The 25,763-nt window shown below is 63.8% G+C and carries 20 protein-coding genes; 6 read left to right on the top strand and 14 right to left on the bottom strand.

Translation table 11 applies throughout. The annotated features are described in order from the left end of the window. Positions 1 to 3 precede the first annotated feature (3 nt). Positions 4 to 855: an SDR family oxidoreductase gene (locus CER19_RS26420; protein WP_116668541.1), complete on the bottom strand. Its 852-nt coding sequence runs from the start codon at positions 853 to 855 to the stop codon at positions 4 to 6. 187 nt (positions 856 to 1,042) lie between these two features. Between CER19_RS26420 and exbB the strand changes: the two genes are divergently transcribed. The 6 genes from exbB to CER19_RS26390 all read left to right on the top strand — a co-directional run bounded on the left by exbB (position 1,043) and on the right by CER19_RS26390 (position 7,975). After that, a complete protein-coding gene (exbB, locus tag CER19_RS26415; protein WP_116668540.1) occupies positions 1,043 to 2,026 on the top strand; it encodes a tonB-system energizer ExbB in 984 nt (327 codons plus the stop codon). A gap of 6 nt (positions 2,027 to 2,032) precedes the next feature. Beyond that, positions 2,033 to 2,458, top strand: a complete 426-nt coding sequence (gene exbD, locus CER19_RS26410) for a TonB system transport protein ExbD (RefSeq protein ID WP_003195519.1) — start codon at positions 2,033 to 2,035, stop codon at positions 2,456 to 2,458. After that, positions 2,455 to 3,201 (top strand): energy transducer TonB, encoded by a 747-nt coding sequence (locus CER19_RS26405; RefSeq protein ID WP_003195521.1) that lies wholly within the window; start codon positions 2,455 to 2,457, stop codon positions 3,199 to 3,201. Before exbD ends, CER19_RS26405 begins: the two co-directional genes overlap by 4 nt. A gap of 156 nt (positions 3,202 to 3,357) precedes the next feature. Continuing rightward, positions 3,358 to 4,278 (top strand): hydrogen peroxide-inducible genes activator, encoded by a 921-nt coding sequence (locus CER19_RS26400; protein ID WP_003195523.1) that lies wholly within the window; start codon positions 3,358 to 3,360, stop codon positions 4,276 to 4,278. An 8-nt stretch (positions 4,279 to 4,286) separates the two neighbouring features. Further along, positions 4,287 to 6,362, top strand: coding sequence for an ATP-dependent DNA helicase RecG (gene recG / locus CER19_RS26395; protein ID WP_116668566.1), 2,076 nt, complete (start codon positions 4,287 to 4,289; stop codon positions 6,360 to 6,362). A gap of 212 nt (positions 6,363 to 6,574) precedes the next feature. Then, complete coding sequence (locus CER19_RS26390) at positions 6,575 to 7,975, top strand: aminoacyl-tRNA deacylase and HDOD domain-containing protein (protein ID WP_116668539.1); 1,401 nt, start codon at positions 6,575 to 6,577, stop codon at positions 7,973 to 7,975. A 135-nt stretch (positions 7,976 to 8,110) separates the two neighbouring features. Here CER19_RS26390 and CER19_RS26385 read toward each other — a convergent pair whose 3' ends face one another. The 13 genes from CER19_RS26385 to tagH form a co-directional block, all read right to left on the bottom strand. Beyond that, positions 8,111 to 8,485, bottom strand: a complete 375-nt coding sequence (locus CER19_RS26385; protein WP_003195530.1) for a hypothetical protein — start codon at positions 8,483 to 8,485, stop codon at positions 8,111 to 8,113. A 124-nt stretch (positions 8,486 to 8,609) separates the two neighbouring features. After that, a complete protein-coding gene (tagQ, locus tag CER19_RS26380) occupies positions 8,610 to 9,533 on the bottom strand; it encodes a type VI secretion system-associated lipoprotein TagQ (RefSeq protein WP_116668538.1) in 924 nt (307 codons plus the stop codon). An 84-nt stretch (positions 9,534 to 9,617) separates the two neighbouring features. Next, positions 9,618 to 11,330: an SUMF1/EgtB/PvdO family nonheme iron enzyme gene (locus CER19_RS26375; protein WP_116668537.1), complete on the bottom strand. Its 1,713-nt coding sequence runs from the start codon at positions 11,328 to 11,330 to the stop codon at positions 9,618 to 9,620. Beyond that, positions 11,323 to 12,507 carry an FtsX-like permease family protein gene (locus CER19_RS26370; protein WP_116668536.1) on the bottom strand — a complete coding sequence of 395 codons (1,185 nt, stop codon included), beginning with the start codon at positions 12,505 to 12,507 and terminating at the stop codon, positions 11,323 to 11,325. Before CER19_RS26370 ends, CER19_RS26375 begins: the two co-directional genes overlap by 8 nt. Then, positions 12,507 to 13,211, bottom strand: coding sequence for an ABC transporter ATP-binding protein (locus tag CER19_RS26365; RefSeq protein WP_116668535.1), 705 nt, complete (start codon positions 13,209 to 13,211; stop codon positions 12,507 to 12,509). Before CER19_RS26365 ends, CER19_RS26370 begins: the two co-directional genes overlap by 1 nt. Beyond that, entirely contained in the window at positions 13,211 to 16,189 is a 2,979-nt protein-coding gene (locus CER19_RS26360) for a serine/threonine-protein kinase (protein WP_116668534.1), read from the bottom strand. Before CER19_RS26360 ends, CER19_RS26365 begins: the two co-directional genes overlap by 1 nt. Continuing rightward, positions 16,186 to 16,905: a PP2C family serine/threonine-protein phosphatase gene (locus CER19_RS26355; RefSeq protein WP_003195541.1), complete on the bottom strand. Its 720-nt coding sequence runs from the start codon at positions 16,903 to 16,905 to the stop codon at positions 16,186 to 16,188. Before CER19_RS26355 ends, CER19_RS26360 begins: the two co-directional genes overlap by 4 nt. Beyond that, complete coding sequence (gene tagF, locus CER19_RS26350; RefSeq protein WP_116668533.1) at positions 16,906 to 17,559, bottom strand: type VI secretion system-associated protein TagF; 654 nt, start codon at positions 17,557 to 17,559, stop codon at positions 16,906 to 16,908. Beyond that, the gene (gene tssM / locus CER19_RS26345) at positions 17,556 to 21,056 is read right to left on the bottom strand and encodes a type VI secretion system membrane subunit TssM (RefSeq protein WP_116668532.1); all 3,501 of its coding nucleotides are present in this window, start codon (positions 21,054 to 21,056) and stop codon (positions 17,556 to 17,558) included. Before tssM ends, tagF begins: the two co-directional genes overlap by 4 nt. Beyond that, positions 21,053 to 22,342 (bottom strand): DotU family type VI secretion system protein, encoded by a 1,290-nt coding sequence (locus tag CER19_RS26340; protein ID WP_116668531.1) that lies wholly within the window; start codon positions 22,340 to 22,342, stop codon positions 21,053 to 21,055. Before CER19_RS26340 ends, tssM begins: the two co-directional genes overlap by 4 nt. A gap of 6 nt (positions 22,343 to 22,348) precedes the next feature. Beyond that, positions 22,349 to 23,683, bottom strand: a complete 1,335-nt coding sequence (tssK, locus tag CER19_RS26335) for a type VI secretion system baseplate subunit TssK (protein ID WP_116668530.1) — start codon at positions 23,681 to 23,683, stop codon at positions 22,349 to 22,351. Positions 23,684 to 23,701: 18 nt separating this feature from the next. Then, entirely contained in the window at positions 23,702 to 24,211 is a 510-nt protein-coding gene (tssJ, locus tag CER19_RS26330) for a type VI secretion system lipoprotein TssJ (RefSeq protein ID WP_116668529.1), read from the bottom strand. Positions 24,212 to 24,268: 57 nt separating this feature from the next. Continuing rightward, the gene (tagH, locus tag CER19_RS26325) at positions 24,269 to 25,597 is read right to left on the bottom strand and encodes a type VI secretion system-associated FHA domain protein TagH (RefSeq protein WP_116668528.1); all 1,329 of its coding nucleotides are present in this window, start codon (positions 25,595 to 25,597) and stop codon (positions 24,269 to 24,271) included. Positions 25,598 to 25,763 lie beyond the last annotated feature (166 nt).

Here is a 25,763-nt window from a genome sequence, read left to right as displayed (position 1 = left end):
GCTTCAGCCTTTCAGAATCGCCGCATAGCCTTCCCGGTAAGTCGGGTATGTCGGCATCCAGCCAAGCGCCTTGATACGTGCATTACTGCATTGTTTGCTGCCAGCACGGCGCACACTGGCGTCCTCGGCCCACTCGGTCACACCCAGATACTCGCGCAGCCAGGCCACTACTTCGGCCAATGGCGCAGGCGCATCGTCGACGCCGATGTAGACTTTTTCCAATGCTCCGCCCTTTTCCACATGCCGCAGCAAAAAGGCGAGCAGGCCCGCGGCGTCATCAGCGTGGATACGGTTGCCATACAACGGCGGATCAACCGCTACGCGATAGCCTTGACGCACCTGGGTCAGCAGCCATTCACGGCCAGGGCCGTAGATGCCGGTCAAGCGCACGATGGTCGCTGGAATACCGCTGTTGAGCGCCACCTGTTCAGCTTCCAGCATCACCTGCCCGGAATAGCCCTTCGCTTGCGTCTCGGACGTTTCGTCGACCCACTCGCCGTTCTGCTGCCCATACACACTGCTGCTGGAAACAAACAGCAAATGCTTGGGCGTCTGGCCGTAGTCGTCCAGCCACTCCAACACATGCAGCAACCCTTGCACGTAAGCAGCGCGATAGCCGGCCTCGTCGTGGTCGGTGGCAGCGGCGCAGTACACCAGGTAATCCCCCCCGCCGATCGGCCAGGTGTCAGGGCAATCTTTTTTGAACAGGTCGCCGGCGATGCCGACCACCCCGTCGGGCAAGCGCGAAATATCGCGGCGCAGGCCGTGAACCTCCCATTCCGAGGCCAGCAATTGGCTAGCCAGCCGACTACCCACATCACCGCAACCGGCAATCACAACAGAAGGCACAGACATCACAAAACTCCATTCTTAAAGGCGCAGATTAGCCGCCAGAGATGACCAACGGCCAGAAAAAGCACAAATAAAGTTACTGTATTACTTCTGTTAACAAGAATTACTTGCAATAATAACCGCCCATTTGTCCTCGACCCCAAGGGTCTGGAAGGACGATCACCCATTTTTTCTCTCAGGTCCGGCCAGCATGACACGTCATACAAAACCCGCTTCGCCAACCAAGCTTCACAGTCCCTCCCGCGCCTGGCGTGCGATTGCTGCGATGCTGTTCAGCGTACTGCTGGCACCGACCGCCGCCTTCGCTGACGCCACTGCCCCCGCCGCTCCGGCAGCTGCCGAGCAAAATACTACTACCCCGGCGGCGCCTGCAGTCGCGCCAGTGGCCACCGACCCGGCCCAGGCCGCCGGCGCGGCCGCCCCTGCCGACGAAACCGGCGCGGTGCTGGAAGAAGACAACACCCTGGGCATGGCCCACGACCTGTCACCATGGGGCATGTACCAGAATGCCGACGTGGTAGTGAAGGCTGTGATGATCGGCCTGGCCATTGCCTCGATCATCACCTGGACCATCTGGATTGCCAAAGGCTTCGAGCTGTTGGGCGCCAAGCGTCGTCTGCGCGCTGAAATCGTCCACCTGAAAAAAGCCACCACCCTCAAGGAAGCGAGCGAAACCGCGACCAAGAAGGGCACCCTGGCTAACCTGCTGGTGCACGACGCACTCGAAGAAATGCGCCTGTCGGCCAACACCCGCGAAAAAGAAGGCATCAAGGAGCGTGTCAGCTTCCGCCTGGAGCGCCTGGTTGCCGCCTGCGGCCGTAACATGAGCAGCGGCACCGGCGTACTCGCCACCATCGGTTCCACTGCGCCCTTCGTCGGCCTGTTCGGTACCGTGTGGGGCATCATGAACAGCTTCATCGGTATCGCCAAAACCCAGACCACCAACCTCGCCGTCGTTGCCCCCGGCATCGCCGAAGCCCTGCTGGCTACTGCCCTGGGCCTGGTTGCCGCGATTCCAGCGGTGGTGATCTACAACGTCTTCGCCCGTTCGATCGCCGGCTACAAGGCCCAGGTATCGGATGCGTCGGCAGAAGTCCTGCTGCTGGTCAGCCGTGACCTCGATCACCTGCCTATCGAGCGCAGCTCGCAACCGCACATGGTGAAAGTGGGGTAATCGGCCATGGGCCTGCATTTGAATCAAGGCGACGACGAACTCGTCGAGAACCACGAAATCAACGTCACGCCGTTTATCGACGTGATGCTGGTGCTGCTGATCATCTTCATGGTGGCGGCACCGCTGGCGACCGTGGACATCAAAGTGGACCTGCCTGCGTCCAGCGCCAAGCCGGCGCCGCGGCCAGAGAAACCGATATTCCTCAGCGTCAAAGCGGACCAACGCCTGTTCCTGGGCGAAGAAGAGGTCAAGGCTGAAACCCTGGGGCCGGTGCTCGACGCCAAGACCCAAGGCAAGAAAGACACGACGATCTTCTTCCAGGCCGACAAAGGCGTGGACTATGGCGACCTGATGAGCGTGATGGATGCCCTGCGGGCCGCCGGCTACCTCAAGGTAGGCCTGGTCGGACTTGAGACGGCAGCCAAGAAATGATCACGACGCGCCACAAACTGACGCGTTATGGCACCAGCCTCGCCGTCGTGCTGGGCGTGCATGCCGTCGCGATCATCATCGCGCTCCAATGGTCCGCGCCGCAGGCGATCCAGCTGCCACCCGCCGCCATGGTCATCGACCTGGCGCCGCTGCCAGCACCGCCGCCGCCTCCAGCACCGCCCAAGGTCGTTGCGCCGCCGCCGCCACCGGTCGAAGAGCTGCCCCTGCCGAAGCTGGCCGAGGCGCCCAAGCCAACGATCCAGGTGCCCAAGCCGGTCAAGCCCAAGCCTAAGCCACAACCGCCAAAGCCGGTGGAGAAGAAGCCCGAGCCGCCCAAGGAGAAGCCTTCCGAGGAGCCACCGAGCGAAACGCCGCCGAGCAACGCACCTGCGCAGAAGTCCGCCCAGCCGACACCGGGCCCGTCGGCACAGCAGCTGGCCGCCCAGGCATCCTGGCAAAGCACGTTGCTGGCGCATCTGCAGAAGTACAAGAAGTACCCGCCCGGCGCCCAACGCAGTGGCAAGGAAGGTATGAACCGCTTGCGCTTCGTGGTCGATGGCGAAGGCAATGTGCTGTCCTACGAACTGGAAGGCCGCTCCGGCAACGCCGACCTGGACCGTGCAACCCTTGAGATGATCCGCAAGGCTCAGCCGCTGCCCAAGCCTCCGGCAGACCTGTTGAAAAACGGCAGCGTCGAACTGGTCGCGCCGTTCGTTTACAACATCGACAAGCGTCGCCGCTGACAGAGCACTGTGGGAGGGACTTGCTCCCTCCCACAGTCGCTTGATGACGTCAGTAAAATTCCGATACTCCCCACTCAATCCCGCACAAAGTTCTGATAACGTGCGTCTATCGATTGCAGCCGGTATGCTTGGCCCGCAACCTCATGGACGCCCGCTATGACTCTCACAGAATTACGCTACATCGTGACCCTCGCCCAAGAACAGCACTTCGGCCATGCAGCCGAGCGTTGCCACGTCAGCCAGCCGACGCTGTCGGTGGGTGTGAAAAAGCTTGAAGACGAACTCGGTGTGCTGATTTTCGAGCGCAGCAAGAGTGCCGTGCGCCTCACCCCCGTGGGCGAAGGCATCGTTGCCCAGGCCCAGAAGGTCCTGGAACAGGCGCAAAGCATTCGCGAATTGGCCCAGGCCGGCAAGAACCAGCTGACCGCGCCGCTCAAGGTCGGCGCGATCTATACGGTCGGCCCCTACCTGTTCCCGCACTTGATCCCGCAACTGCATCGTGTCGCGCCGCAGATGCCGCTGTATATCGAAGAAAACTTCACCCATGTGCTGCGCGATAAACTGCGCAACGGCGAGCTGGACGCGATCATCATCGCCCTGCCCTTCAACGAAGCGGACGTGCTGACCCTGCCGCTCTACGACGAGCCGTTCTACGTGCTGATGCCGGCCTCCCACCCGTGGACCAAGAAGGACACCATCGACGCCGGCCTGCTCAATGACAAGAGCCTGCTGCTGCTCGGTGAAGGCCACTGCTTCCGCGACCAAGTGCTGGAAGCCTGCCCGACCCTGACCAAGGGCAACGACGGCGCCAAGCACACCACGGTGGAATCCAGCTCCCTGGAAACCATTCGCCATATGGTCGCTTCCGGCCTGGGTATCTCGATCCTGCCGCTGTCTGCGGTAGACAGCCATCACTACGCTCAGGGCGTGATCGAAGTGCGCCCACTCACGCCGCCGGTGCCGTTCCGTACCGTGGCGATTGCCTGGCGCGCCAGCTTCCCGCGCCCCAAAGCGATTGAGATTCTCGCGGACTCGATCCGTCTGTGTTCGGTGGCCAAGCCGCCCGTTGCGAGCTAAGCCACGGTATGACTGAGCTGTCGCAGGTGTCGGTGACGGCACTCAAGGGTGTCGGTGAGGCCATGGCCGAGAAACTGGCCAAGGTCGGCCTGGAGAACCTTCAGGACGTGCTGTTCCACCTGCCCCTGCGCTACCAGGACCGCACCCGCGTGGTGCCCATCGGCCATTTGCGCCCTGGGCAGGACGCGGTCATCGAAGGCACCGTAAGCGGCGCCGACGTGGTGATGGGCAAGCGTCGCAGCCTGGTGGTGCGCCTGCAGGACGGCACTGGCGGCTTGAGCCTGCGCTTCTACCACTTCAGCAACGCACAGAAGGAAGGCCTCAAGCGTGGCACCCGTGTGCGCTGCTACGGCGAGGCACGTCCTGGCGCGTCGGGCCTGGAGATCTACCACCCGGAATACCGCGCCATTACCGGCGATGAGCCGCCACCAGTGGACACCACGCTCACGCCGATCTACCCGTTGACCGAGGGCCTGACCCAGCAACGCCTGCGTCAGTTGTGCATGCAGACCCTGACCCTGCTCGGCCCGCAAAGCCTGCCCGATTGGCTGCCCCTGGAGCTGGCCCGCGATTATCAGCTGGCGCCCCTGGCCGATGCGATTCGGTATTTGCATCACCCGCCCGCCGATGCCGATGTGGACGAACTCGCCCTCGGTCACCACTGGGCCCAACATCGCCTGGCCTTTGAAGAACTGCTCACGCACCAGCTGTCCCAGCAACGCCTGCGCGAAAGCATGCGTTCCCTGCGCGCCCCGGCGATGCCCAAGGCCACGCGACTGCCCGCGCAATACCTGGCCAACCTCGGCTTTGCGCCCACCGGCGCGCAACAGCGCGTAGGCAATGAAATCGCCTATGACCTCAGCCAGCAAGAACCGATGTTGCGGCTCATCCAGGGTGACGTAGGCGCAGGCAAGACCGTGGTCGCTGCCCTCGCCGCCCTGCAAGCCCTGGAAGCTGGCTATCAGGTGGCGCTGATGGCACCGACGGAAATCCTCGCCGAACAACACTTCATCACCTTCAAGCGCTGGCTCGAACCCCTGGGCCTGGAGGTGGCGTGGCTGGCTGGCAAGCTCAAAGGCAAGAACCGCGTGGCCGCCCTGGAGCAGATCGCCGCCGGCGCACCGATGGTGGTGGGCACCCATGCGCTGTTCCAGGACGAAGTGCAGTTCAAGAACCTCGCGCTGGTGATCATTGACGAACAGCACCGCTTCGGCGTGCAACAACGCCTGGCCCTGCGCCAGAAAGGCGTGGGCGGGCGCATGAACCCGCACCAGTTGATCATGACCGCCACGCCGATCCCACGCACCCTGGCCATGAGCGCCTACGCCGACCTCGACACCTCGATCCTCGACGAACTGCCGCCAGGGCGTACGCCGGTCAACACCGTGCTGGTCACCGACACCCGGCGCGTCGAAGTGATCGAGCGCGTGCGCGGCGCCTGCGCCGAAGGCCGCCAGGCGTACTGGGTGTGCACCCTGATCGAAGAGTCCGAAGAGCTGACCTGCCAGGCCGCCGAAACCACCTATGAAGACCTCACCAGCGCCTTGGGTGAGCTCAAGGTGGGGTTGATCCACGGCCGTATGAAACCGGCGGAAAAAGCCGCAGTGATGGCTGAGTTCAAGGCCGGCAACCTGCAATTGCTGGTGGCTACCACCGTGATTGAAGTGGGCGTGGACGTCCCCAACGCTAGCCTGATGATCATCGAAAACCCCGAACGCCTGGGCCTGGCGCAACTGCACCAGCTGCGCGGGCGGGTTGGCCGGGGCAGTGCCGCCAGCCACTGCGTGCTGCTCTATCACCCGCCGCTGTCGCAGATCGGTCGCCAGCGACTGGGCATCATGCGCGAAACCAACGACGGTTTTGTTATCGCCGAAAAAGACCTCGAACTGCGCGGCCCCGGTGAAATGCTCGGCACGCGCCAGACCGGCCTGCTGCAATTCAAGGTCGCCGACCTGATGCGCGATGCCGACCTGCTGCCCGCCGTGCGCGATGCTGCGCAAGCCTTGCTCGAGCGTTGGCCCGATCACGTCAGCCCGTTGCTCAACCGCTGGCTGCGCCACGGCCAGCAATACGGTCAAGTCTGACCCCTATCCTGTAGGAGCGAGCTTGCTCGCGAAGAACGCCAACGATAACGCGGACATTCTGGGTGATCGCGCCGTCAGGAAGCTCTTCGCGAGCAAGCTCGCTCCTACAGGGGATCGGCGCACAGCCAACCTCGTCACAAAGAACACTTATCCGACCAACACCCGTATCAAGCTGGTTATACTCCAATGAATGTAAGAAATTGGATCAGGCCATGTCAGAAGTTGCCCTCGCCACAGCCCCACTGCCCGCCCCGCCGGTCATTCGGGCGCTGCTCGCAAAGCTCGCCATCCCCTACACGGAAGTCATCGAACAGCCTGGCCTGAACCCTGCCCGAAAGGTCCAGGCGGTGTTGCTTGAAGATGCGGTTGGCGCGCTCATGGTGCTGTTCCCCCAAAGCCAGTTGCTGGACCTTAACCGCCTCGCCGAACTCACCGGTCGCCGCCTCACGGCCGTCGCCCCCGAGCGGGTCGAACGCATGCTGGGCAAGCATGACCTGAGCCTGCTGCCTGGCTTGCCGCCCCTGACCAGCTCGCCGTGCCTGTACGAAGGCCGCTTGCTCAATGAGCCGAGCCTGCTGGTGCATTCGGGCGAAGCCGGGCTGTTGCTGGAAATCCCCACCGACGCCTTCAAGGGCCTGCTCACCAAGGCCAGCGCCGCGCAGTTCGGTGAACCCTTGAGCAACATCCGCCCGAACCTCGACCGCCCCAATGATGACCGCGAGGAAATCACCCAGGCGATGCAAGCGTTCACCGCTCGCCGTATCCAGCAACGCCTGGAAGCGACCATCGAAATTCCGCCGCTGGCCGACACCGCGCAGAAGATCATCAAGCTGCGCGTCGATCCCAATGCCACCATCGACGACATTACTGGCGTGGTGGAAACCGACCCGGCCCTTGCCGCCCAGGTCGTAAGCTGGGCCGCGTCGCCCTACTACGCCTCGCCGGGCAAGATCCGCTCAGTCGAAGACGCCATCGTGCGCGTGCTGGGCTTTGATCTTGTGATCAACCTGGCGCTGGGCCTGGCCCTGGGCAAAACCCTGAGCCTGCCCAAGGACCGCCCGCACCTGTCCACGCCTTACTGGCACCAGTCGATCTACACCGCCGCCGTGATTGAAGGCCTGACCCGCGCCATGCCCCGCGCCCAGCGCCCGGAAGCCGGCCTGACCTACCTGGCAGGTTTGCTGCACAACTTCGGCTACCTGCTGCTGGCCCACGTGTTTCCGCCGCACTTCTCGCTGATCTGCCGGCACCTGGAGGTCAACCCGCACCTGTGCCACAGCTACGTCGAGCAACACTTGCTGGGCATCAGCCGCGAACAGATCGGCGCCTGGCTGATGCGCTACTGGGACATGCCAGACGAACTGTGCACCGCCCTGCGCTTCCAGCACGACCCGACGTATGACGGGCAATACGCCGAGTACCCGAACCTGGTGTGCCTGGCGGTGCGCCTGTTGCGCAGCCGGGGGATTGGCTCCGGGCCGGATGAATCCATTCCGGACGCGTTGCTGGAGCGCCTGGGCTTGAGCCGCGAGAAGGCCGAGGATGTGGTGGGTAAAGTGCTGGATGCCGAGGTGCTGTTGCGCGAGCTGGCTTCGCAGTTCAGCCAGGGGTAAATCTGGCGCCTGTTACACCGCTATCGCAGGCAAGCCAGCTCCCACAGTTGACCGTATTTCAAAGTTCTGTGGGAGCTGGCTTGCCTGCGATGAATCCAACGCGGTGTCCCTGCCCCCCCCTCGCTCCTACAGGTGTTACTTCTTTTTCTTCGGTTTCAAATACTTGGTCAGCCCCTGGAACCAGATCACCAGTGCCGGGTTGCCCTTGATCTGGATCGACTTGTCCTGAATCCCCGTCATGAACGCCAGTTGCTTGTTCTTCGCCTGCATCGTGGCGAAGCCGTAGGCGGCATCCTTGAAGGCAATTGCGAAGGCCGGCGCCGGGTGGACACCTGAGCGGCTGGTGATGCGCTGGTCTTTGACGATGAAGTGACGGGCAACCTTGCCGTCGAGAGTCTGCAGCTGGAAGGCCAGGTCTTTGTCACCCAGTTGCTGCTGGAAGGCGGGGTTGGTGCGGCTGGCTTTGCCCATCATCAGGCCCAGCACCCACAGGAGAAGACGAAATTTCATGCACACGGCCTCGGTGTATTTATTGGAGTGGCCGCAGCAGTGTAACGATTTGCAAAAAGAACGCCACCGATCTCGCGCTTTAGGCGCAGATCGGTTGGCGTTTAACGCTTATAGCAACAAGTACTTAAACGTTAGGGCATGGCACTGGCGCCCAGTCGGCCAGGTTTGGATTGCGGCAGGTTGCTTCGATCTGGGTCTTGCCCGCACTGGCGACCTGCTTGCTTTCAGCTTGCTTGGCCTGCACGGTCTGGATGCTACGTTCGGTGGTTACCGCTTCTTTCGGCACTGTCGGCAGCACCGGCTTCTTGGCCGGCTTGACGGCTTTCTTGCCCTTGGCCGGAGCGACCACTGGCGTGGTGTCGGCGGTGGCCACGGGCACCACATCACTGCGCTGTACGCCGACCTGTTGCAGATCTTTCTCGTAGGCCTGGGTGTAGTTGTTCAGGTCTTCACTGGCCTTGCCGTTGACCGTCACGATCAGGTCATTGGACTCCTTCAGGCCCGCGACGATTTCCGCCAGGCGCTTGCGGCCTTCGGTGTCGTTGACGGTCTTGGCCTTGCGATCAGCCACCAGCTTGGTGAATGCGCTCTGGTAGCACTGCTGCGAGGCCTTGGCATAGGCGGTGCTGCGGTCGATGTCCGAGGCGCTTTTGTTGAAGTCGGTGGAGTAGGACGCGATGCGCTGGTTGTCATCGGTGATCTGTTTCTGGCGCTCGGTGTAGTAACCCGCTGCGCCGCCAGCCAGGGCGCCGCCTGCGGCACCGATCGCGGCATTGCGGCCTCGGCTGTCCTTGTCGCCGGTCAGCGCGCCCAGCAGGGCACCGCCGGCCGCGCCGATCGCGGCACCGGTGACGACCGACTTGGTCATGTCCGAATCGGTGGCGCGCAGGTGCTGCACCGGCTCGTAGCAGTTGGGGTAGTACTCGACCTTGGTGCTCGACGCTACCTTGGATGCAGGCGACGTAGCGCAACCAGTCAACACGGTGCTGAAACCAGCTGCGATCAGCAGCAGGTGACGCTTGGAAACCGCCTTACGGGAAAAAAACATAGGTGTGATCTCTGTTAAGTTTGACTTGCCCAGCACGGCCCACCGCCGCCTGAGTCCCTTCCAAGCTCGCTAGACAGCCAACGATCAAGACCGCTGACCGCTCGCTGCGAGCAATTCCTTCAAGATCGTTGCCGGGTCGGCCCGCTGTTGCTTGCGGTAGTTGCCGACATGGCGAACGAACAGTGTCGCGCGCGTCACCAGGCTCTTGCCGAGCACTGGCTTGCGATCCAACTCTTCCTTGATCCGTTGAAACTGCGCCTGGATCACCGCATCGGTGTAGCGCGTGCCGGTGGCCAGGTTGTCGATGTAAATCGCCACCGCGCCGTCCAACGCGCTGCGTCCATTGGTGATGGCCATGTCGAACAGCTGCGTGCTGGCCTCGTCCTTGCTGTCCACCGCCTGCTGGCGACTCTTGCGCAGGTTGGCCAGGCGGATGTTGTAGTTGCTGATGGTCTCGGCCACCAACGCCGCCGACTGGATCAAATTGCCCGCGGCTTCTTCGCGTTGCTGGGCGATCAGCGACACGTTGCGCTTGAGCTCTTCGTTGACCAGGCCCAGCTCGGCTTGCAGCTTGGGATCGACACTGGCGGCGATGATGCTGTCCAGGCGTTTGGTCGGGTCCTGGGCGTCGTCGATGGCATCGGTCAGCGCGGCCAGGCGGCCTTCCTTCTGCCACTGGGCGAACAGTTCCTTGTAGCGTGAGCGCGGCGCCGACAACGCGCCAATCGCCACGCGAAAACCGGTGGTCTCGTTGCTTTGCTCGGTGCCATCAGCGGCAAACAGCGGGTATTCGCGGCGCATGCCGGTGAACAACGTGCCTTCGCCTTCCAGGTAATTGCCGCCCTTGACCACAAAGCCGCCGTAGGTGCCCTGGCGGCGGCCGGCGTGTACCAGTTGGAAGGATTCCTGGACCATTTCCGCGGCGTTGCCGATCACGTCGAACATGCCGATGGGGTTAGGCAATTTAGTGCCGATAGGCATCAACCGCGCCGCCTGGCCGGTGCCGCCGGCCACTTGGTTGAACACGGCGTAATCGGCCAGCGGGCCATCGCTTTCACTGCCCTCGGCGCGCCGTGGATACAGGCGGCCTTCCAGGTCCTGGCGGCTCACCGCCTGGCCGCCGCGTGCGGCGTACTCCCACTCCACTTCGGTGGGCAGGCGCACAAAGCCCAGGCCACCGTCTTCGGCCGACGCACCGCGCCCGCTCACCGGCAACAGTTCGCGGTGGTATTTCATCAGCCAGGCGCTGTACACCGCCGAAAAACGCTCGGCTTCAAAGCGTGACAGCTTCACCTTGGGTAAACGCCCGGCCATGCCGGTGGGCGCGTCACACGCCGGCGCCGGTTCGCCGCTGGCCAGGGACTGCGCCTGGGCCATCACCTGGGCGTATTGGCGGGCGGGCACTTCGTATTTGCCGATGAAGTACAGCATGGGCTTGAGCGGGGTCTTGGCGTCGGTCTTCGGCATCTGCGGCGCGATGACCTTGCTCCAGTCCTTGGGCAAGTCCTTGAGGGTGAACTGGCCGTTGATGAAGTCGCGGCGGTAGCCGGAAATAAACGACTGCTGATACCCCGCCTCGCCTTCGGCAAAGGGGTAGCCCAGGTTGATTTCACGGTCATCCAGGGTGCCCTGGGCCAGTATGTAGGCGTAGCGGAACACCATGTTGCCTTCGCAGGGTAGCGGCAGGCTCACGTCGTCCGGCAACGGCTTGGGGTTGTCGAGCTTGTCACTTGCCTCATCGGCCCAGGCCAGCGAGGCCAGGCTCAGCGCCACGCAGGCGCCCAGTAATTTATACATCTCTGATTCCTTCAGAAGCCTGGATACGTGCCACCCGCCAACCGCCACAGGCGGCCGCCACGGCACTGACGCCGAGCACCGCCACCAGGGCCAGGCCGTAATGGCGCGCCAACAGGTGGCTGGCGTACTCGCCCGGCACCTGCACAAAAAGCTTGTTCAACGCGGCCTCGGCCAGGGCATACAGCCCAACGCTGAGCACAGCGGCAAAACCCGCGCTGTACAGCGCTTGCAGCAGCACAAACAGCAACAACGCGGCGGTGGAAAACCCCAACAGGCGCAACACCGAGAGTTCCCGATGCTTGCGCGCCACCGCCGCCAAGGTGCCCGCAAAAATCGCCGCAAACGCCCCGGCCAACGCCAGCCCGGCGATGATCCAGAACACAATCGACAGGTTGCGGCTCAACGATTGCACTTGAGCGATGGTGTGCGCCTGGGTTGAAACCAACAGGTTCTGCCCGGCGAAATACACCCGCAACGGTTCCACATCACTGAGGCTGCGCGCATACAGGCGAAACGCCGGGTAGATACGCTGTTCACTCACGCTCGCCGCTTCACCGGCCCAACCCAACGCCTGCACCGCACGGCCGTCGCGGTAATCTTCTGCCGCCTCCAGCAACGCCAGATCGGCAAACAGACCCTCGCGAGCGAAGGCCTCCAGCGGCAACACCGCCAGCACCTGCAACCGCGTGCGCTGGGCCTCGACGCGCCCCGCCACTTGCCGCGCAAAACTGGTTTCCAGCCAGTCACCGGGCCTTGCCGCGAGCTTTTCGGCGGCGGTATGGCTGAGCACGATCTGGTCCAGGCCGTGGGGCATCGGCAAGCCTTCCAACAGCGGGTCCCCGGCCGCAGTCGGTAGCATTTCCAGGCTCAGGGTGCCCACCTGCGCGGTGGCCGCAATCTGCCGTGTGCGCGGTACAGCAAACGCCACATCGCTGCGCTCCCCCAATTGCGCGATAAACGCCGAGCTGAATCGACCACCGCCCAACGGGATGATTTCACGGCTGGCGGGGGCGGTCTCCAAGCGTTCGGTCAAACTGCTAACCAGTCCAAATTTCAGCCCGAATAACACCAGCAATGGCGCAATAACCGCCACCAATGCCAGCACCGAACAGGCCGACAGCCACCCATCGTTGCGGTAGTCCTGCCACGCAAGCGAGGCAACCAGGCCGATGCGCATCAGCACGCCTCCCCGAGGGTTGCGGTGACGCCGCCGTCTGGATCGCGCTGGCAACTGATACGCCGCACCTGCAAGCCACTGGCGCGGGCCAGCGGTTCGTCATGGGTGGCGATCACACAGGCCGTACGGTGTTCGCGGGCCTGGGCCAGCAGCGCCTGCATCACGCGCTCGGCGTTGAGCGGGTCCAGGGACGCCGTCGGCTCATCGGCCAGCACCAGTTGCGGCCCATGGGCCAGAGCCCGCGCACAGCTGACCCGCTGGCGTTGGCCCACCGACAACGCCGCCGGGCGCTTGGCCAACTGATCGCTGATCTGCAACTGCTCGGCCAGGCGCGCCACCCCGCCGTCGTCCTGCAAGCCCAGCAGTTGGCGCGACAGCGCGATATTGCCGCGCACATCCAGAAACCCCAGCAAACCCCCGGTCTGCGGCACATAGCCCAGGTGCTGGCTGCGCAACGCGGCCAGCGCCGATTGCCGATCAGCACGCCACAGCGCGCCGATGTCGTGTTGGTTGAATGCAAACTGCCCCACCTGATCCGGCGCCAACACCAGCGCCAGCACGTCCAGCAAGGTGCTCTTGCCGCAACCGCTGGGGCCGACAATCGCCAGTTGTTCACCCGCGCCCAGATGCAACGCCGGGATCACCAGGCTATAGCGCTGGCTACCGACGCCCCGGCTCTTGTGCACCGCGCTCAGGTTCAGCATTACGGCAGCGTCGACAGTGGCACGCGGTACAACGCATCGCCCGGTTCGGCATCGCCGAAACGGACCCAGTTGGCCACGTCGTTATGGAAGGTTTCATACAGGCGGATTTTCGAATCCAGCTCGTCGATAAAGTCTTCCTGCTCGGCCACGCTCAATGACAACCACAGGTCCTGGGTCATGTTCAGCGACTTGCTGCGGTACGGCAGGCCTTCGAGGTATTCACCGAGCAGGCCGCCGTCAGCCAGATTACCGCCCTTGCGCAGGGCCTGGGGGTCGCGGCTCATATAGGCCGAGGCGCTGGCGATTTCCTGGAAGAAATCCTTGGGCGAGCTTTGGGTTTTGCGCGCCGCATCCACGATCAACTTCAACGATTGTTGCAGGTCGTTGAGTTGCAGCTTGGTCAGCATCACGCACACTTGGAACGCTGGCAGCGCCGGGTTGGTCAGGTCGCGGTCCGCCGTCCAGGCGCTGACTAATTGCGGTGCCTGGCTCGCAGTTTTGCGCCCGAGGAAGTCCATGTGCATGGCATAGCCGACGGCGGCGGACTTGTCCGCCAGGCTCGGCGCGGCACTGAGCAACGGCACGGGCTGCGGCGTATTGCTGCGCACCTGATGCACCAGGTTGGCGAACACCGTGCCGATCTCATCGACGCGCTCACCCAGCTTGCGCACATCGCCCCCTGGCACCGGCGTGTACAGGTCGCCGATCTGCGGGTTGGCGTCGGCGGTGAGGACGCGATACTGGCTCTCGGCGCCGGCATGGGTTTTCTTGCCGGCGTCGGTGCGCAGGTGCAGCGCGTAGATCTTGATCTGCTTGCCCAGCGCCGCCTGGCGCACTTCGGCTTCGTTCATCTGGGTGGCGGCGAACGGGTCGTTCTTGCGCAGCGCGCCGGCATCGGAGACCAGCAAGATGATGCGCCCGCCGTAGCCGGACCAATCCATGCCGTCCACTGCCTGCATCACCCCGGCAAACGCATCTTCGTTGAACGAGTGGCTGGACACCGTCGACGCTTTGACCTGGCGCGCCATATCCAGAAAGCGCTGCGGGTCGCGGCCTTGGTCGAGGCTGATCAGGGTCTTGGCGACATACTCAAGGCCCGGGGTTTTCTGGATACTGCTGCGAAAGCCGACCATGCCGAAACTGACGCTGTCCAACTCGCCGCGCTCGGCAATGCGGGTTTGCAGCTCATGCACCACGTCGCGAATCTGGTCGATGTAGGGCTGCATCGACACGGTGGTGTCCACTACCAGCACCACGGCCGTGCGGAAGGCGTCGGCATTGGCGCTGAGCGTCGGGCTAGCGGGTTTGGCAGTGGCGCGGCTGCCTGGGTCGATGGAGGCCACGTTGAGCAACTGGACCGGCTGGCCGTTGTTGTCGAAGCTTTCTTTGGAGTCAAAAATCGGCAACAGGTAGAACTGGTTTTGCGGCACCGCGCTGGCGGTGGGTTCCAGGGCCAGGACTTGCTGGTTGTCTTCACGGTTGCTCTGCGCCTTGGCCAACACGCTTCTCGCGGCGGCAGGGTCGGCCAGCAGTTTTTCCACCTCACCGGGCTGGCGCAGGAACATCACGGGGGCCCGGCCTGAGCGCTCGGTGAACTTGAGCACCAGGCTTTGTTTCCAGTCGCTGACCTGGGAGGCTGGCAGCCAACCGTCGCTGCGACCATCAGTGGCAGCGCCGACGCGTACCCACGGGCTGCCATCGACCTCCTTGCGCTGGTACACGTAGAGCACGGAAAACGCCGGCAGCGTTTTACCCGGCGTGCTCCCTGCGTCCGCTGAAAGCTGGGCGCCGGGTTTGCTGAGTACACGCTGGAACAAGGTTTTCTTGCCTGCCATCAGCAACGGGCGTTGACCACCATCCACTTCAGCGACAGCCACGGGCGGCGTCACCTTTGGCACCACGGCGGCTGGCGGCTTGGCCGGTTCATCGCCGCCGCTCAACCACCAGTAGCTGGCGCCACCAATGGCCAACGCGACGGCGACCGCCACGGCGGCCAAGGCCAATACCGGACCACGGCGCTGCTCGGACGGGGCATTGTGCTGCGTCGGCGTGACCACCGGCTGACGCACTATTGGCTGCGGCTGCGGTTTATCCGTCGGAATATCGATGGTGACAGGGGTCATGCCCGCCAGATCAAAGCTCAATGGAATCGGCAGCGGCCGTACCAGCGTGGCGTCCGATTCATCCGCCGGTAGTTGATCCAGCGCCAACAACAACGCTGCCGCATCCGGATAACGCTGCGCCGGGTCTTTGGCCAACAACTTGCGCAGCACACCCTGGTAACGCCCGTGATGCACAGGCAATTCCGGCAACGGCTCAGTCAGGTGCGCCAGCGCAGTGGAAAGCGCATCGGTGCCGCTGTAGGGCAGCTTGCCGACGAGGATTTCGTACAGCACCACACCGAGTGCGTAGAGATCGGCGCGCCCGTCGATCTCCTGGCCCCGCGCCTGCTCGGGGCTCATGTAGCTGGGTGTACCCACGGCAAACCCGGCCTGGGTGAATTGGGTGCGGTCGTCCAGCGACTTGGCGATACCAAAGTCGGACAGTACTGCCGTGCCATCGGCCCGAAACAGAATGTTCGCCGGCTTGACGTCGCGGTGCACCAGCCCTTGGGCATGGGCATAGCCCAGGGCCGAAGCAATCTGGCGGATCAGCGTCACGCCCTGCTCCGGGGTCAGCCCAGCAGCAATGCGCTCCTTGAGCGTGCCGTTGGGCAGGTATTCCATGGCCATGTAATACAGCTCACCGACGTTGCCGATGTCATGGATGGTCACCGTGTGCGGGTGCGACAAGCGCGCCAGGGTCTTGCCCTCGCGCAGGAAGCGTTCGCAGAAACTCGGGTCGGCCGCCAGCGCTGCCGCCATCACCTTCAGCGCCACTTTGCGCTCCAGCGAACGCTGGGTCGCCAGGTACACGTTGGCCATGGCACCTTCGCCAATCTCGCCTTCAATGTCATAACCCGGGATGACGATGTTCATGACGAGACCTTCACGACGAGGGTGGTGATGTTGTCCGGTGCGCCGCGATTGAGGCCCAGGTGCACCAGGCTGCGCACGATTTCATCCGGCGCGTCATGGCTGAGCACCTCGCGAATTTCGTGGTCTTCGACGGTTTTGTTGAGGCCATCGCTGCACAGCAAATAGCTGTCGCCGGGAGCGATCAACAGGTCCACTGAGGCGACATCCAACTGGGCCTCCACGCCAATGGCGCGGGTGACGATATTGGAGCGCGGATGTGTGCGGGCGTCGGCTTCGCTGAGCAGGCCGCTGTCTTGCAGGTCTTGCACGTAGCTGTGGTCGCGGGAAATGCTTTCCAGCACGCCGTCGCGCAAGCGGTACAGGCGGCTGTCGCCGGCCCACAGGCACACCCCGCGCAAGCCGCGCGCGGCGAACACCACCACGGTGCTGCCCATCATGGTCACGCCACGGTTGGCGGTTTCTTCGCGCACGGCCGCGTTGATGCGCAGCAGGTCATTACGCAGCGCCGCCGAGTATTCGTCCAGAGAGCGGCCCAGTGGTACATGGCGCAGGCTGTCGACGATCAAGCTGCTGACATAGTCCCCCGCCGCGTGCCCGCCCATGCCATCGGCCACCACCCACAGGCGGTTCTCCGGCAGATCCAGAAAGGCATCTTCGTTGACTTGGCGAACCATGCCCACATGGCTTTTGCTCGCGGATTCGTACGTCACGCCCATCTACACCACACCTTCTTGTCCGAGCAAAAACTGCGCAAAATCGCTGGCGGCAGGCAGGCCCTGGCACCGTAATAAACCGGGGGGGATACGCTGCGAACCTCGCCCCCACCACAGGCTTGCGCCCTCGCACGCCTGTTCGGCCAGCGCGGTCATACGCTGGTGCGGCACGGTGGCTGCTACCCTTTGCAGGCCGGCGAAACGGCTGTCCACCGCCCGCGGCTCGCTGGCCGGCACGCCCAACTCGTCGAGCCCGGCGTTGAAGCTTTCGAAGGTCGCGCCGCTGTCGAGGGTGCTGAGCAACAAGGTTTCAGCCTGCTCGAACCAGACGTCCGAACCGCCCACCAGCGACGCCGGGTTGGTGTCGTGATCCAGCAAGGTCACCACCGCCAGCGGAAAGTACCGCCCGACCCGGTCAATGCTCGGCATCACCACGCCCGCCGCCGCATCCGGCCCGCACACGCCCGGCGCCAGCACAAAGCGCCACAACGGGCTGACCAGGTACGCATTCAGCCAGTCAGCGCCGAGGCTGTTCTGGCTGGCGAGCAAACCCGCCGCCAGCCAGCTGTCCCACGGGCCGATAAAGCTCTGGGGCAAGGCGCGGCTGACAAAGTCGCCGCGGCTGGCCAACTTGCCGTAAAAACCCAGGGCCGTCATAGCCGCTCCGGCAGGCTGAAGCCACTGAGCACGCGGCTCTTGAACGGGTTGAACGCACTGTTGGCGCGCAACTCGTAGGCGATGCTCGCGCCATCGACCCGCAGGCGCAGGTTGAAACGGTCCGGCGAGTTGCCTGCGGTGAGGTCTGATTGCTCCAGCAGACGGAACCAGGCCCACGGGCCGTCCAGGGTGATGCCGGAGCGACCACTGGCCGATGGCGGCATGATGGAAATACGCACCACGCCAATGCTGCCGGGGTTCGGCCATTGCATCGCTACCGGGCGGCTCGGGCCGTGGTCGTAGCTCAATTGCTGGCCGTCCAGGTCAAGCAGGAACTGGGTGATGGTGGGGTCCATCGACACCGGCTTGAGCTCGAAACGCACGATGGGCTGGGTGCCACCGGATCGGAAGAACGCGTCCCGAATCGTCGCCGCACGCTGGAAGGTTTGCAGCACGCCAGGGGCAATCCCGAGCTTCTGCGCCGCCCCCGGTTGCCAGCGCCAGGTCTGTGCCGACGTGTCCACATAGGGTTGCAGGTATTTGCGGAAGTAGTTGTCCATCACCCCGCCCACGCCGAAGAACTGACCGAAGTCATCCAGGGTGGCGTCCCGCGCACTGCCCGGCGACATCGGGTAGCGCCCGGCCAACGACTGGCGATACACGTTGACCACTTCACTGACCCAGGCCGCGTTGAGCTGGTTACGCACCCCGCCCATCATGCTGTTGGTGGTGGAATTGACCACCGACTTGACCATGCCCTGCACCAGCGGTGGCTGGCGCTCGGCGTTCAGGCTGACCCGCGTGGCTGCAGCCGCCGCCTGGTTCTTGGCCTCGCCGAGCAAGGCATCGCCGCTGGCACCGACCATGGCGCTGACCTGCACATACAGTGCATTCATGTCCGACAGCAGGCCGTCGATGGCCGCCGGTTCACCTTCGTTTTTGCTGACGATGCTGTTGAGTTCGGCAAAGTGCGCGGTCACCGGATCATCCGCCGGTGCCGGGGCATTCGCCGTCGGTTGCGCCTCGCCCAGCAAGCTGCCAAGGCGCTCCTTGAGCTTGTCCACGCCGCCTTCCACTGGCACGCCTTTGGCGGCCAATTGGCGTTCTTCGGCTTGCAGGTCGGTTTCCCTGGCGACCGCCACCAACAGCTTTTTCAGCGGCGAGGTGGGGCCGGAAATCACCCGCAGCACATCGGCGGCCTGGGCCACGCTGGTGATCGGCACAAAGTCGATGTCGGCGAGCAACGCGTCCCACTGGCGCTGGTAATCCTGGAAGTACAAGCGGCGCACGTCGGCGGCCAGGCTCACCACGTTCTGCTGGTCGGCCTGTTCATGGCCCAGCACCCATTGCTCTTCGGCCAGGGTGCCGGTCTGGTTCAGGCTGCTCAGCAAGAACGCCTGGCGATAGCCCTTGGCAGTGAAGAAACCACTCAACGGCTCACCCAACGGCTTGCCGCTCTTGCGGCTGAACACTAGCGCGGCATCGCGACCGGCGGCCTCGTTGAGGCGAAAGTCCGGGATACCCTCGGGTAGCTTCTGGCGCTTGACCCGGTCGTACACGCGCTGGGCTACCGGCAATTGCTGCAATTGGCGACGCAGGTCGTCGATCAGGCGTGGGTCCAGGCGCGCGCTCGGCGGGTGGCGTTCGAACAGCGCTTGCAAGTGCCCGGCCAGGGCCTGGCGCTGGTCGGCCGGCAGGTCGCGGGGCAGGTTGCGGTCCCAGTCCAGAGCGATCCAGGCCTTGATGAAGTCCGGGTCGTAATGCTCGGTGTCGGCGAGCATCAGGTAAGCCTTGAGGCCCTCGTAGAGAAAGTCCGAGTTGCCGCCGCCGTGCAGTTGCTCTTCGATACGCGTCACCAGGCGTGGCGCGAACACGGCGATCAACAGTTTGCGGTACACGCTCGCGGACTCGGCTTCGAGCATATCGCCCTGGTACAGCCCCAGCCCTTCGGACCAGCTCGGCGAATCCCCCGCCAGGTTCTTCACCGCGTTGAGCAACGGCAGCACGGCGAGCACTTCCCGTTGTGCCGGGCTCAGGTTCTGTACGGTCTGGCCCAGGGGCGCGACCTTCTGATCGACCTGGGCGATATACGCCTGGTTGGCGCGATAGCTCACCCACCACAGGCTGCTGACCACCACCACCAGCGTGACGGTGGCCGCCAGTACGCCACGGGCGATCCACTTGCGGCGCCGCTCGACTTTCGGGTTCACCCCCACCAGGCCGCGCTCGGCAAAGGCCACGGCGGTGAAGAGTTTCTCGATGAAGTAACTGCGCCCGGTGCCGCTCTGGCGTGCCAGGTGCTGGCGGTCCAGGTTCATGCTCTGGGCCATGGCACCGATCAGGCGGTCAATCGGGCTGCCTTCCTGGGTGCCGCTGGTGAAGTACACGCCACGCAGCAACACGCGCTCTTCAAAGGCATTGGGTTTGAATACGCCTTCGAGGAAGCTTTGCAGGCAATCTTTCAACGCGCCGAACTGCTGCGCGAAGCCGTAGATCAGGTCGCGTCGTGCCGGGTCGCGCTCCTGTTGCAAGCGCTCGACCAGGCGCTCGTTGAGACGCTGCTCCAGGCCCGCGAATTCGCTTTGCAGGTGCGCCAACGGGCTGTCGCTGTTTTTGCCGTCGTCCAGGGCAAAGGTCATGCCCCACACCTGGGCGCGCTCTTCCTTGCTCAGGTTGTCGAAGAACTCCATGAAGCCCGGCACCAGGTCGAGCTTGGTGAGCATCAGGTAGATGGGGAAACGCACGCCCAGCTGCGTATACAGCTCCTGGATGCGCAGGCGAATCGCGGCGGCATGGGCTGCGCGCTCGGCGTCGGTGCCCAGCAGCAGATCCGAGAGGCTGATGGCGATAAACGCCCCGTCAATAGGCCGGCGCGAACGCTGCTTTTTCAGCAAGTCGAGAAAGCCCAGCCAGGCGGCTTTGTCCACCGTGGAGTTGCTGTCCTGGGTGGTATAGCGGCCAGCGGTGTCGAGCAATACGGCCTGGTCGGTAAACCACCAGTCGCAGTTACGCGTACCACCCACGCCCCGCACCGCACCGGCGCCCAATTGCGCCGCCAGCGGGAAATGCAGCCCGGAATTGACCAACGCGGTAGTCTTGCCCGAGCCCGGCGGGCCGATGATCACGTACCACGGCAACTCGTAGAGGTTGCGGCGCTCATCGCCGCCCAGCTTGGCCTTTTTCAGCAGTGCCAGAGCTTCGTCCATGCGCTGGCGCAGCGTGGACAGCTCTTCGGCGGTCGCGACGCTGTTGGGGTCGACCGGGGTTTCTGCGGCCAGGCTGCGCATCACTTCGGCGGCCTGGCGACGGGCCTGGATGATGCGGAACACGCGGTAGGCCACCCACAGCGCAAATACCAGCACGATCAGCGCCCAACGGCGCCCTTCGGGCACCAGCACGTCCAGCAGTGGGCCAACAAACCAGATGATCAAGCTCAGGGCAATCAGGCCCAGCACGGGGATCACCCAGCGAATCATGAAACTGAAAAACGCCTTCACTCGACGCCCTCCGCCAATACGGTGATTTCAACCCGACGATTACGGGCACGGCCTTCGGCAGTACTGTTGCTGGCCAACGGCTCGGTGTCGCTGCGGCCTTCGGCACTGAAGCGCTCAGCCTGGCCAGTCTTGGCCGCGAGAATCTCCAGCACCGACTTGGCCCGGGCTTCGGACAACGCCCAGTTGGACGGGAAGCGCAACGTGGCAATCGGGCGGTTGTCGCTGTGCCCGGTGACACGCACCTGGCCCTTGACCTTGCGGATGGCGTCAGCGATGCGCAGCATCAGCGGCTGGTAGTCATCGACGATGCTGGAGCTGGCCGAGGCGAACAGCTCATCGCCACGAATGGTCACGACAGAGCGGTCAACCTTGTCTTCCACCGCCACGCGGCCGGCCTTGATGTCGTCGGCCAGGAACCCGGCCAGGCGCGGGCGCTCAATCACTTTGGGCTGCGCCACCGGACGGTCGATGGCCTGCACCGGGATCTCGCCCAAGGCATGAATATTCTTGAACACCGGTTCGGCGTCCGAGGCCAGCTTCATGCGCAGGCCGAACAGCAACGCCAACAGCAGCGCCAAGCCAATCGCCACGGCAATCCATGGCGGCATGAATTGCGCCAGGCGATCACGGGCCACGGTCACACCGCGCCAGTGCGGCGACAGCTCACGCTCGTGCTCGCCACGGGCGCTGCGTATCGCTGCGGCGGTGCGTTCGCGCAAGGCTTCCAACTGGCTGCGCCCGTCGGTCATCACGCGGTAACGCCCTTCAAAACCCAGGCACATGCACAGGTACAACAGCTCCAGCAGGTACAGGCGTTCCCGTGGGCTTTGCAGACAGTGGTCAAGCAACTGGAAAACCTTTTCGCCACCCCAGGCTTCGTTGTGCACGGTGATCAGCAGGCTCTGCTTACCCCAGTCACTGGTGCTGCCCCACGGCGTGCTCAGCACCGCTTCATCCAAGGCGGTGCACAGCGCGTAACGGGCCAACAGCACTTCATTGCGTGCCACACCGGCGGCTTCGGCGCGTTCTTCGAACTGGCGCAGGTACGCCAGCAACTGCGCACGCAGGCTGGCCGGCGCGGGATGGGCGATGGTGTTGCGCAGCCGCGTCAACAACGCCAGCAACGGGCCGGCGGCGCTTTCCAGCGGGTTGAGGCCCTGGCTCTTGCCGGTGAGGATCGGCGCAGCCGGCATCGACAGCGGCGCAGGTTCGGCACGCGCGGGTGCAGGCTCTCGGCCACCCGGGCGCGGCATGAACTGGGTGCGGTCATCATCATTGGGATGCATCGCCAATTATCCTCGGATCGCCCAGAAGGCTAGGTTCAAGCCCGGGAACTGCCCGGCGATATGGAAGGCGAAACCGCCGGAATTATTCAGCTGCTGCCAGTGCTCGCTGCCACGGTCCAGCTCGTAGTAGGTGCTGCCTGCGTGGTAGGGCAACTGGCGTGGCGCCACCGGCAACGGCAGCAGGCCAATGCCCGGCAGTTGCAGGTTGACCATGTCGCGGATGTGTTCCACCGAGCCGACCTTGCTCTGCTGGCCGAAACGCGCACGCAGGGTTTCGCCGGGCACGTCGGCGCGTACTACGAGGATGAAACTGGCGTTGTCGAGCAGGGTCTTGTCGGCCAGCATCGCCACATGGATGCCGTAGGCTTTCTCCACAATCGGAATGGGCGTGGCTTTGCTGTCGATCAGCATCGACAGCGCTTCACGCAGGGCCGCCATCACCGGCATGAAGCTCAGGGCCAGGTCGTCGTGCTGGTACTGCGGGTATTCCTGGGGGCGACGGCTGGAGGTTGAGAAGGTGGAAAACTCACCGGCCAGGCTTACCAGTTCGCTGAAGAAGCGCTCCGGGTGCAACGGGCTCAACTGGCTGAAGTGCTGGATCAGTGGCTGGGCGCGGTTGACCAGTTGCAGCAGCATGAAGTCGGCGATCTCGGAGGCACCACCGGCACCCGAGGCCACCACGCGACCGGCCAGGGCTTCGCCACGCTGGTGCAACAGGCCCAGCAGTTCGCTGCGAAAGGCCGTCAGCGGCTTGCTCGCGACCACGTCCAGCACCGGCGGGATGTAGGTCTCGTCGAGCACCAACGCGCGATCGGCGCGCTTTTCCTTGATGCGTACCAGGCCGATGGCGGCGTAGTCGCTGATGCCGTCCTGCGCCGTCAGCAGGCGCAATGCCCGCGACCCCACCGCCACCGGTGCACGGTTTTCGAACGGGGCGTTGTCGTCGCGCACTTCACGCACCTGGCTCACGTAGCGTGCGGCTTCCAGGGTTTGGCCCTCGTCCACCGTGTCACGGGCGCCGGCGCGCTTGAGCGGCAGGGCCAGGTACACCAGGCCGTCGCGCAGGTTGTCGTCGATGTTCAACGGACTCGGCGCCAGGTCGTCCTGGGGAATATTGAACGGCGTGCCATCGGGCAACAGGCCGCGGGCCGACACGATCGCCAGCTTGCCCTGGGCCAGCAGGCCCTGGTCGATCAGCAGTTCGGAGAACCCCCAGGCTCCCGCCGACAACGGACGGCTGCGGGCATCGATCAGGTTTTCCAGGTAACGGTCATGCTGCTGGAAGTGCTGCGTTCCGATGAACATGCCTTCCGACCAGACCACGCGATTGTTCCAGGACATGGGGGCTCCGATTGCTTGTTATTGGGCTGGGCTGGATGGGGAAGCCACGACGTCGGCGCGCACAGCATGCACGTCGAGGCTGATCTGGTATTCGCTGTATTGGCGCGGCGGCACGTTGATGACCGTGCGCCATTGCGCACGGTCCAACTCGCGGTAGCCCACCAGCAAGCCGATCTGGCGCGTGGACGGGTCGAGATCGCGCTGCAGGCTCAGTTGTTGGCCGGGCTGCACCACCACTTCGTCTTGGTCCAGCAGGTCGAGACCGAGGGTCGATTGCGCACGGTCAGCCAGGGCGAAGTAATCGGAGCGTGAAAAGGTCGCGGCGTTTTTCAATTCGAAAATGCGCACCCGCACCGGCGCTGCCTGGCCATTGGCACCGGGGTTAAGCCCGGCAATCGCGTGAAAATGCAATTCGACGGCGGCCGTGTCAGCTTCGGCCTCGGCAGCCGCCTGGGGTTTGGCAGTGTCGTTGGCACACGCCGTCAGCAGCAGCGCGGTGGCGGCTGCGAGTAAAAACCTGGGAATCATCCTGCGTCCTCAATGACGTATTTAGCTATCCGTTTTATCCATTAGTGCGAGGCGTTTTCAGCGTCGCTGTCGTGCACTGTGTTCTTCGTAGGCCCGGCTGAATTCGCGACCGAACAGGTCCTGGAAATCGTCCTGGGCCTCGCGGGAAATGTTGCTGTAGAGCTCGGTGAACTGCTGCCAGTACTGGGCCTGGCGCGAACCGTTGAACAGACTGGAGAGGCCGCCGGGCTTGCCCATGCGCTCCTCCAATTGCGCCGGTTCAAAGCGCGCGAGCAGGTGCTTGATCGCCGCTTCCACGCCAGCCATTACGGCCAACTGGTGGGCGCGCAGGTCGTCGAAACTGTCACGTACGGCAAGGTCCGGCGCCATGAACGCCTGGTTGCCATGACGCAGCAACAGCAGTAACGCTTCATCGGCATTCGGGGCGAATTTCAATGGGTTGTTTTCGGCGGGGCGGATCATAGTCTGCTGCATGCGGAACTCGCTCTTGAGGCTGGCACGGGCGCGCAGTACGTCGATCAGGCCCTCGACCATCAGCCGGTAGCTGCGGCCGATGCTTTCCATCTGCGCGCAGGCGTCGGCTCTGTCCAGGCGCAACTGCTCCAGGCCCGCACCGCGCAGGAAGGCTTGCAGGAGGTCCGGTGCTGGCTCGGCATCGGCCACGGGGAGCGCAACAGGCTCAACCACGGGTGGCGGCGGGATGATCGGTGCTGGGGCGGGCGCCGCATTGACGACGGGGGCGGACGCGTCGCTGAACAGGTCCCAGTCTTCGGGAATCACCGAGCCTTGCACCGACGGCTTTTCGGGCGCCGGTACGGCCACTGGAGCCGGAGGACGAAAATCGTGTTGCTCGGACGGCACATGGTCCGCCACGGTGGGCGGCGGCACGGCGGTGGGGCTGAGGAAGTCGAACAGGTCTGGCAAAGTTTCCATGGACGAGGCGCCCTGGAACTGCGGCGCGATCATCGGCGTGGGCGCAGGTTGGCTCGCCACGGCGCCCATCAACGCTTCAAAGCTGTTGGGTGAGTCACCGGCAAATGGCTGGCTGTCGATGGCCTGCACGTTGAAGTCGATGCGCGCCTGGATTTCGTAATCGCCGATGCGGATCAACTCGCCATCTTGCAATGGCTCGCTGTTACCCCGACGCATACGAATACCTGCCTTGACCAACTCCACACCATTGGTGCTGTTATCGGTCAAGTAATAACGGCCATCTTTGTATTGAATAACGCAATGTTGCGAAGAGACGAGACGCTCAGGGTCGGGCAATACCCAGTCATTGTCAGAACTGCGGCCAATAGCCATCACGCCCTGATCCATGGACTTTTCGGGGCATTGCCCAGGGGTGATCTTGTGATAACTAGTGATAGTCAAACACAGCGACATCTTGCCTCCTTGCTGATACATCGCGCGCAGCCCGCCCAGGAGGCAGCGCCGCCCTGGAGAGTCCCGTCCTGTCGTACAAACGACCGCCAAAATCTGCTTTTGCCAGCATGATCGCTGATCTTAACTGGCTTCCATGACAAAAATCCGCTCTGGGCGCGCCTTTCGA

The organism is Pseudomonas sp. GL93 (genome assembly GCF_003408955.1).
GTDB lineage: Bacteria > Pseudomonadota > Gammaproteobacteria > Pseudomonadales > Pseudomonadaceae > Aquipseudomonas > Aquipseudomonas paracarnis.
Note: the sequence above shows the minus strand (reverse complement) of the source record. Positions and strands in the feature narration are given on the sequence as shown.

What these genes read in the sequence shown, in the direction of transcription:
- CER19_RS26420 (WP_116668541.1), bottom strand. Translation starts at nt 855, where the DNA reads ATGTCTGTGCCTTCTGTTGTGATTGCCGGTTGCGGTGATGTGGGTAGT.
- exbB (WP_116668540.1), top strand. Translation starts at nt 1,043, where the DNA reads ATGACACGTCATACAAAACCCGCTTCGCCAACCAAGCTTCACAGTCCC.
- exbD (WP_003195519.1), top strand. Translation starts at nt 2,033, where the DNA reads ATGGGCCTGCATTTGAATCAAGGCGACGACGAACTCGTCGAGAACCAC.
- CER19_RS26405 (WP_003195521.1), top strand. Translation starts at nt 2,455, where the DNA reads ATGATCACGACGCGCCACAAACTGACGCGTTATGGCACCAGCCTCGCC.
- CER19_RS26400 (WP_003195523.1), top strand. Translation starts at nt 3,358, where the DNA reads ATGACTCTCACAGAATTACGCTACATCGTGACCCTCGCCCAAGAACAG.
- recG (WP_116668566.1), top strand. Translation starts at nt 4,287, where the DNA reads ATGACTGAGCTGTCGCAGGTGTCGGTGACGGCACTCAAGGGTGTCGGT.
- CER19_RS26390 (WP_116668539.1), top strand. Translation starts at nt 6,575, where the DNA reads ATGTCAGAAGTTGCCCTCGCCACAGCCCCACTGCCCGCCCCGCCGGTC.
- CER19_RS26385 (WP_003195530.1), bottom strand. Translation starts at nt 8,485, where the DNA reads ATGAAATTTCGTCTTCTCCTGTGGGTGCTGGGCCTGATGATGGGCAAA.
- tagQ (WP_116668538.1), bottom strand. Translation starts at nt 9,533, where the DNA reads ATGTTTTTTTCCCGTAAGGCGGTTTCCAAGCGTCACCTGCTGCTGATC.
- CER19_RS26375 (WP_116668537.1), bottom strand. Translation starts at nt 11,330, where the DNA reads ATGTATAAATTACTGGGCGCCTGCGTGGCGCTGAGCCTGGCCTCGCTG.
- CER19_RS26370 (WP_116668536.1), bottom strand. Translation starts at nt 12,507, where the DNA reads ATGCGCATCGGCCTGGTTGCCTCGCTTGCGTGGCAGGACTACCGCAAC.
- CER19_RS26365 (WP_116668535.1), bottom strand. Translation starts at nt 13,211, where the DNA reads ATGCTGAACCTGAGCGCGGTGCACAAGAGCCGGGGCGTCGGTAGCCAG.
- CER19_RS26360 (WP_116668534.1), bottom strand. Translation starts at nt 16,189, where the DNA reads ATGAACATCGTCATCCCGGGTTATGACATTGAAGGCGAGATTGGCGAA.
- CER19_RS26355 (WP_003195541.1), bottom strand. Translation starts at nt 16,905, where the DNA reads ATGGGCGTGACGTACGAATCCGCGAGCAAAAGCCATGTGGGCATGGTT.
- tagF (WP_116668533.1), bottom strand. Translation starts at nt 17,559, where the DNA reads ATGACGGCCCTGGGTTTTTACGGCAAGTTGGCCAGCCGCGGCGACTTT.
- CER19_RS26340 (WP_116668531.1), bottom strand. Translation starts at nt 22,342, where the DNA reads ATGCATCCCAATGATGATGACCGCACCCAGTTCATGCCGCGCCCGGGT.
- tssK (WP_116668530.1), bottom strand. Translation starts at nt 23,683, where the DNA reads ATGTCCTGGAACAATCGCGTGGTCTGGTCGGAAGGCATGTTCATCGGA.
- tssJ (WP_116668529.1), bottom strand. Translation starts at nt 24,211, where the DNA reads ATGATTCCCAGGTTTTTACTCGCAGCCGCCACCGCGCTGCTGCTGACG.
- tagH (WP_116668528.1), bottom strand. Translation starts at nt 25,597, where the DNA reads ATGTCGCTGTGTTTGACTATCACTAGTTATCACAAGATCACCCCTGGG.